The organism is uncultured Sphingomonas sp., assembly GCF_937859915.1.
Classification (GTDB): domain Bacteria; phylum Pseudomonadota; class Alphaproteobacteria; order Sphingomonadales; family Sphingomonadaceae; genus Solisphingomonas.
Window position 1 is genome coordinate 1 of record NZ_CALMAW010000065.1, and the last position, 6,406, is coordinate 6,406.

Below are 6,406 nucleotides of genomic sequence, written 5' to 3' on the forward strand. Positions count from 1 at the left end.
GACCGGCCCCCTCCGGCGACCGACGAAACGGCGTACGGCTCACCACAGGGACACAGCGACGGTCGCGGCCTGCAGCGCGCAGGCGAGGCCGGCCAAGGCGAGCGCCAGCAGCCGGACCGGCTGCGCCTCGGCGCGTCGCTCGGCGCCGGCAATCCGGGTTTCGATCCGCAGCCGCTGCGCGTGGGAGATGGCGGCGGCGTGGACCGCCTCGGGCGCGAGCACCGCGATCGTCTCGGCCAGTCGCGCGCCCGTGCGTGCGGCGCGCCGGATCGGCGAGGGGCGGGTGTCGGCGAAGAAGCGGCGGATCGCGGCGAGCAGGTTGAAGTCGCCGGGAAGGCGGTGCGCGGTCGAATCGAGCATCCCCAGCGCGCGCCAGAACAGCAGGTGCCGGGTCTCCATGCGGACGTGGTGCGCGCGCATCTGCGCGAACATGAAGCCCTGGTAGCGTGCGGTAAGCTGAAGCGCGACCGGGGTAGCGGGGTCGCTGGCGGCGCGGTGCCAGTCCGCCAGCACCGCGGTCGCGCTGCGCCGGAACGCGGCGAAATCGGTGCGCGGCCCGGGGTGGACCAGCCTCGCATAGCAGTCGAACGCCGCGTCGATCCGGCCGAGCGCGAGATGCTCGACATAGCAGGCCAGCGTCGCGCGGTCGTCGCGGCTCAGGTCGCCGAAGATGCCGAAATCGATCAGCGCGATCCCGCCGTCAGCGGCGACCAGCACATTGGCGGGGTGCGGGTCGCCGTGGAACAGACCGGTGACGAACAGCTGGCGGAGGAAGGCGCGCGCCAGCCGCGCGACGATCGCGGCGGGCGCGACGCCGGGCACGATCCGCGCGAAGGCGTCGGGCTCGCCGGCATCGGTGGCAGCGAGGATGCGCGCGAGCGGCACCGCCTCGATATAGTCCATCACCAGCAGCCGTTCGGTGGTGAGCGCCCAATCGATCGCCGGCACGCGCACGCCGCTGTACGGATCCGCCGCGATCCGCGCCGCGGTCTCGCCCTCGGCGCGGAAATCGATCTCGCGCAGCGTGAAGGCGGCGATCTCGGCGACCAGCTCGGCGGCACGGAGGGTGCCGAACAGGCCGAGGCGGTCTGCGATCCGCGCCACCGCGCCGAGGATGCGGAAGTCCGTGGTCAGCCGCGCCGCCAGACCCGGGCGCTGGACCTTGACCGCGACCAGCCTGCCGTCGGCGGTGCGCGCGCGGTGGACCTGCGCGATCGAGGCGGCGCCAATCGGCGCGCGGCCGAATTCGCGAAAGACGCGCGCCATCGGCTGCCCGAGTTCGCGGTCGACGATGGTGCGGACCAGCGCCGGCGGCATCGCCGGTACCGCGTCGAACAGGCGCGCCAGTTCGGTGCAGGTCTCGGCGGAGAAAAGGTCGCGGCGAATCGCGAGATATTGGCCGATCTTGATCGTCGTCACGCCCCCCGCCTCGAGCATCCGGCGCAGCGCGACGTGCGCGGCGCCGGGGTCGCGTCGCCGCATCGCGACACGCCGGATGGCGGGCAGAAGCAGTCCGCGGCAGGCCAGCAGCAGAAGCGAGAGCGTGCGCACGACAAGCGGGATAGCGGCCTCCTCCCCCAACAGGCTCGAACTGCGACACTAATCCAAGACCCGCGACTTTCGGGGCGGACATCATCCATAATGGAGACCATGATCCCGTTTCGGACGCGATAGACCCGGATGCGGATCATCTGCGCTTTGTTTGGATCACGATGTCGACCATAGTCGATTCATCGAATAGTCCCAGATGGCGAGGGAGTGCGATATGGCCGCGATTGCCCGTTCAACCGACGACGACACCGATCTGCGCGATCGCCAGGAGCGCGACCGGCTGGTGCGCCGCGCGCGCCGCGAACCGCCGCGCTATGTTCGCGACTCCGGGCGGCTCAGCGACAATGTCCAGACGATCGATCGCGTCGCCGACCGCATCGCCAACGACGTCAACGCGCTGACCCGCGCGTGGAGCGCCTCCAACGCCGAGGTCTTCAAGGGCGTCGTCACCGTGGTCGGCAACATCGCGCTCGACCTGTTCGGCGACGCGCGGCGCTATCGCCCGTCCGCCTATGACGACGGCGATCGCGATCGCGACCGTGACCGTGATCGCGGGAGCGCATCCCGCCGCCGCCGGCCGGACGCGGTCGAGGAGGTCGGCGGCGACCTCGCCGGCTTCACCCATTCGCTGTCCGATGCCTTTGCCGGCGCGGCCAGCGTCGTCGCGCGCTCGAGCCGGCGGTTCCAGGAGGAGTTCGACACGGCGCTCGACGAGTCCGCCGACTTCGACTCGGACATCGGTCGCTCGGACACCGACCCGAGCCGGGAGCCCAGCCGCGACCGGCCGGCGCGCGATGCGCAGGATGCGGTCGGCGAGGCGGGCGCCAGGGTGGGCGCGGCGGTCGACGATGTCGGCGCCGCGGCCGACACTGTCGCCGCGGATCTCGGCGACGGGCCGCCCGGGCGACGCCGTCCCCGCTGATCGCCCTGCGAGCGGCGGCACCAGACCGCGCGGCGGTCCGCGCAAGGGGGGAAGCTATGCGCAACGCACCGACGCGAGGCAGTGCCAGCGGGCATCTGGCCCCAGATGCTTGAGTGGCTGATCGGCAAGCTCCTGTGGCTCTACTGGCGCGCCAACCGCCCGTTCCTGGTGCGGTTCGCGCCCGCGCTGATCGGCCCCAACCCGGCCAATCCCGATCTCGAGCCAGACGGCCGCGCGGTGATCCGCGAACTCGACCGGCTGCTCAGCCTGATGACCACCGCGGTGTTCGTGCAGGCTGCGTCGAGCGTGCTGGCGATGCCGCTATGGGTGCCCAAACGGCTGCCCTATTCGCCCGTCTGGCGGACCTTGCTGTTCCTGTTCGTGCCGGTCTGGAGCCAGGTCGCGCGGATCGGCTTCTGCTTCCGCAGCAAGGCGGCGCGCGTGCGCATCGTCGACACGCTGTTCAGCCGGCTCGGCGACCAGGCGGCGGCCGAGGAGAGCCTGCCGATCAAGAGCATCATCGTGATCGGCGCGGTCAAGACGCTGATCACCGGCGCCTATCTCGATCTCGACCGGACCTGGCGCGGGCTCGACTATCAGCGTTTCCAGACGCGGCCATGGATACCGCCGAGCGGGCCCGATCTCGCCAACCCGGCACGTTCGCCGGCCTCGACGCTGCTGATGGAACGCCGCGTCCGGCTTGCCGACGTCGCCAAGAAGCCGGGCGGGCGCACCACCTATCTGGTGATCGGATCGGGGGCGGGCGGGGCGACCGCCGCCTATTTCATCCAGCAAGCCGATCCGTCCGCGCGGATCGTGATCGTCGAATCGGGGCCTCTCGTCCCCAACGACCAACTGCCCGACCATCTCATGCAGGCGGCCTCGACGATCTACATGAATGGCGGCTTCACGCTGTCGGCGGACGAATGTTCGACCTTCGTGCAGGCGCGCACCGTCGGCGGCGGCACGCTGGTCAACAATTCGGTCGCCTGGAAGCCCGATGGCTTCTGGTGGGACGAGGTGGTGGTCAAGCGTTGGGAGCGGTTCGGGGTGAAGCTCGACTGGCCGCGGCTGCACCGCAGCTATGACGCGATGCTCGCGCTGATCCATGCCGCACCGGTCAAGCCCGTGGTGATGGCGCCGATGGCCGAGACGCTGCGCCAGGGCTTCGCCGACACCGGCCACGGCGCGGTCGACGTCACGATCGACACGCTGAACTGCATCGGCTGCGGGCGGTGCAATTCGGGCTGCCGCTACGCCGCCAAGCAATCGATGAACGAGACGACGCTGCCCGCGGTGGTCGCGGCCGGCGGACTGCTCGTCCCCGATGCGCATGTCACCAGGCTCGCCCTCGACGGCCCGCGCGGCGCGCAAATCTGCCGCGGCGCGCATGTCCGCGGCGAGGACGGCGTCGAGCGGCTGGTCGAGGCCGACAAGATCGTGCTCGCCGCCGGGACCTTCGCCTCGACCAAGATCCTGCGACGCAGCGGTTTTTCGGGCGCGCTGCCGGGCGTGCGCACCGTCGGCAAGCGCTTTTCGGGCAATATGGGCACGCCGGTGTTCGGCGAATTCGCGACCGACCAGTTCGGCGCGCGGGGCATCCAGGTCGGCTATGCGATCGAGATGCCGGACGAGCGGATGGTGATCGAGACCGCCTTCGGCCCGCCCGCGACGATCGGCATGGAGGCACCGCAATGGGGGCGCGACTTCATGGGGCTGCTCGACAATTACAACCGGATCGCGGTCGCGGTGCCGGTGATCGGCGCCAATGCCTATGGCACGATCGACGCCGACCTCTCGGCGAGCGGCTACACGATCTCCTATAAACTCGACGACGACGACTGGTATCGGCTGACGTTGGGGATGAAGGCGGCGGGCAAGGCGATGTTCGCCGCGGGCGCGACGCGCATCGGATCGAGCCGCTTCGACGCGACCTGGGCGACCGCCCCTGACCAGCTCGACGCCTATTTCGGCGCGGTCGGCCCGCTGCAATATCTCAAGGTGACGACCGCGCATCTCCAGGGCGGCAACGTGCTCCACCAGAGTCCGGCGCAGGGCGTCGTCGACATGGAGATGCGCGTCCACGGCATCGACCGGCTGTGGATCACCGACGCCAGCATCATCCCCTCGCCGATCACGGTGAATCTGCAGATGACCGTGATGGCGCTCGCCCATTATGCCGCGGCCGGGATCGTCGCGGCCGGCGCATAGCCGCGGATCCCTTCAGCCACGTCGCCGGCCGGCTGCGCCACCAGCTATCCAACCGTCCTTGCGCGCCGCGTCGCAGCCACGCAGTCCAGTCCGACCGCTCGGGGCGCTGGATGGCGTCGCTGCGCTCGCAAGGACGACCAGCGACAGTAGATCTAAAAACGAACTGACTGCCGCTCCAAAACGGAGAAATGAAACTCGTCCGCGGATCAGGATGACCAAGCGACGACACGACTAAAGTCGTAGCGTCGCGGCAGGCACGAACCGGGGATGATCATGAAAACACTCGTGACGGGCAGCACCGGGTTGATCGGATCGCGCGTCGTGCGCAAGCTGGTCGCGCGCGGTCATGATGTCCGCTGTCTCGTCCGTTCCGATCGCCGCCGTGCCCGGCTGGCCGGGCTGCCGGTCGAGCAGGTCCGCGGCGACCTCGGCGACTCGCTCAGCCTCGCGCGGGCGGCCGCGGGCTGCGATGCCTGCATCCATCTCGCAGGGGTGAGCGGCTGGGAGCATATCGCCAGCCCCGCGGTTCACGACATCGTCCATGGCGGCACGCAGCGCATGCTCGAGGCGGCGCAGGCGGCGGGTGCGCGGCGCTTCCTCTATGTTTCGTCGACCGCGGCGATCGACGGCACCGAACGCCCTACCGTGCTCGACGAGACCAGCCGCTTCTCGCTCGCGCGTTCGGGGCTGGTCTATGCCACCGCCAAGCATGCCGCGGAGAAGGCGGTGCTCGCGCGCAACCGGGCTGGTTTCGAGACGCTGATCGTCAACCCGGCTGAAACCTACGGCGCCGACGATCTCGACTGGATCACCGCGGGGAGCATCCGCGACATATTGCGCGGCTGGCCGGCGCTGGCGACGATCGGCGGCACCTCGGTGGTCCATGTCGACGACGTTGCCGACGGGGTCGCCACCGCGATCGACCGCGGCCGGGCCGGGCAGCGCTATATCCTCGGCGGCGACAATCTGACGATCGCCGAACTGGTGCGGCTGGTGCTCGACCTCGCCGATGCGCGGCGGCCGGTGATCGTGGTGCCGTTCGCGGCGCTGCGCGCGGCGGTCGCGGCCTGCCGGCTGCTCAGGCTGGCGCCGCCGGTCGAGCCCGGCGTGCTCGGCTATCTGCGGCTCTACTGGTTCGTCGACTCGACCAAGGCGCGGACCGAATTCGGCTACGCGCCGCGCGATGCGCGCGAGACGATGGCGCCCGTCGTCCGCTGGGTCCGCGAGCGGATCGCGGCGCGCGCTGCCGATATGCCGCGGGTCGAGCTGGCCCCGCCGCTCGCCGCCGATACGGGGCCGCGGTCGGCGCCGACGCGGCTGGCGCGCTGACCGTGACGCGACCGGCCGACATTGCCGACGGGATGACCCTGGCCGATCTGCTCGGCCTGCGCGCGAGCGGGGCGGGGCGGGGCGGCTTCCGCTATCTCGGCGACGACGAGGGCGGCGCGGCCGAGGGCCAGTGGCTCGACTATGCCACGCTCGAGCGACGCGCGCGCTATCTTGCGGTGCGGTTGCGTGATTTCGCCGATCGCGGCGACCGGGTGCTGCTCTATTATCCCCCGGGGCTCGACTTCATCATCGGCTTCTTCGCCGCGACCCTCGCCGGGCTGGTCGGCGTGCCGATCGCCTGTCCGCGCGGCGTGCCGATCCGCGCGGAGGAGTTCGCGGGCGCCGCCGCGGCGATCGGCGACTGCACGCCGCGGCTGGCGCTCACCGTCGAGG

Annotated in this window: 5 protein-coding genes; 4 read left to right on the forward strand and 1 reads right to left on the reverse strand. The window is 70.7% G+C overall.

What is annotated here, in order from left to right:
• Positions 1-39: 39 nt before the first annotated feature.
• On the reverse strand, positions 40-1,482 hold the full coding sequence (locus tag Q0326_RS09100) for an AarF/ABC1/UbiB kinase family protein (protein WP_298689376.1): 1,443 nt from the start codon (positions 1,480-1,482) through the stop codon (positions 40-42).
• 283 nt (positions 1,483-1,765) lie between these two features.
• Here Q0326_RS09100 and Q0326_RS09105 point away from each other — a divergent pair, with 283 nt between their 5' ends.
• The 4 genes from Q0326_RS09105 to Q0326_RS09120 form a co-directional block, all read left to right on the forward strand.
• Positions 1,766-2,473, forward strand: coding sequence for a hypothetical protein (locus Q0326_RS09105; protein ID WP_298689378.1), 708 nt, complete (start codon positions 1,766-1,768; stop codon positions 2,471-2,473).
• Between the two features lie 105 nt (positions 2,474-2,578).
• Positions 2,579-4,684 carry a GMC family oxidoreductase gene (locus Q0326_RS09110; RefSeq protein ID WP_298689379.1) on the forward strand — a complete coding sequence of 702 codons (2,106 nt, stop codon included), beginning with the start codon at positions 2,579-2,581 and terminating at the stop codon, positions 4,682-4,684.
• Positions 4,685-4,957: 273 nt separating this feature from the next.
• Positions 4,958-6,013, forward strand: coding sequence for an NAD-dependent epimerase/dehydratase family protein (locus Q0326_RS09115; RefSeq protein ID WP_298689381.1), 1,056 nt, complete (start codon positions 4,958-4,960; stop codon positions 6,011-6,013).
• Between the two features lie 2 nt (positions 6,014-6,015).
• A partial coding sequence (locus Q0326_RS09120) for an AMP-binding protein (RefSeq protein WP_298689383.1) occupies positions 6,016-6,406 on the forward strand: 391 nt, incomplete at its 3' end.

Coding starts and splice junctions, on each gene's coding strand:
- Q0326_RS09105 (WP_298689378.1), top strand. CDS start 1,766: ATGGCCGCGATTGCCCGTTCAACCGACGACGACACCGATCTGCGCGAT.
- Q0326_RS09115 (WP_298689381.1), top strand. CDS start 4,958: ATGAAAACACTCGTGACGGGCAGCACCGGGTTGATCGGATCGCGCGTC.
- Q0326_RS09110 (WP_298689379.1), top strand. CDS start 2,579: ATGCTTGAGTGGCTGATCGGCAAGCTCCTGTGGCTCTACTGGCGCGCC.
- Q0326_RS09100 (WP_298689376.1), bottom strand. CDS start 1,482: ATGCGGCGACGCGACCCCGGCGCCGCGCACGTCGCGCTGCGCCGGATG.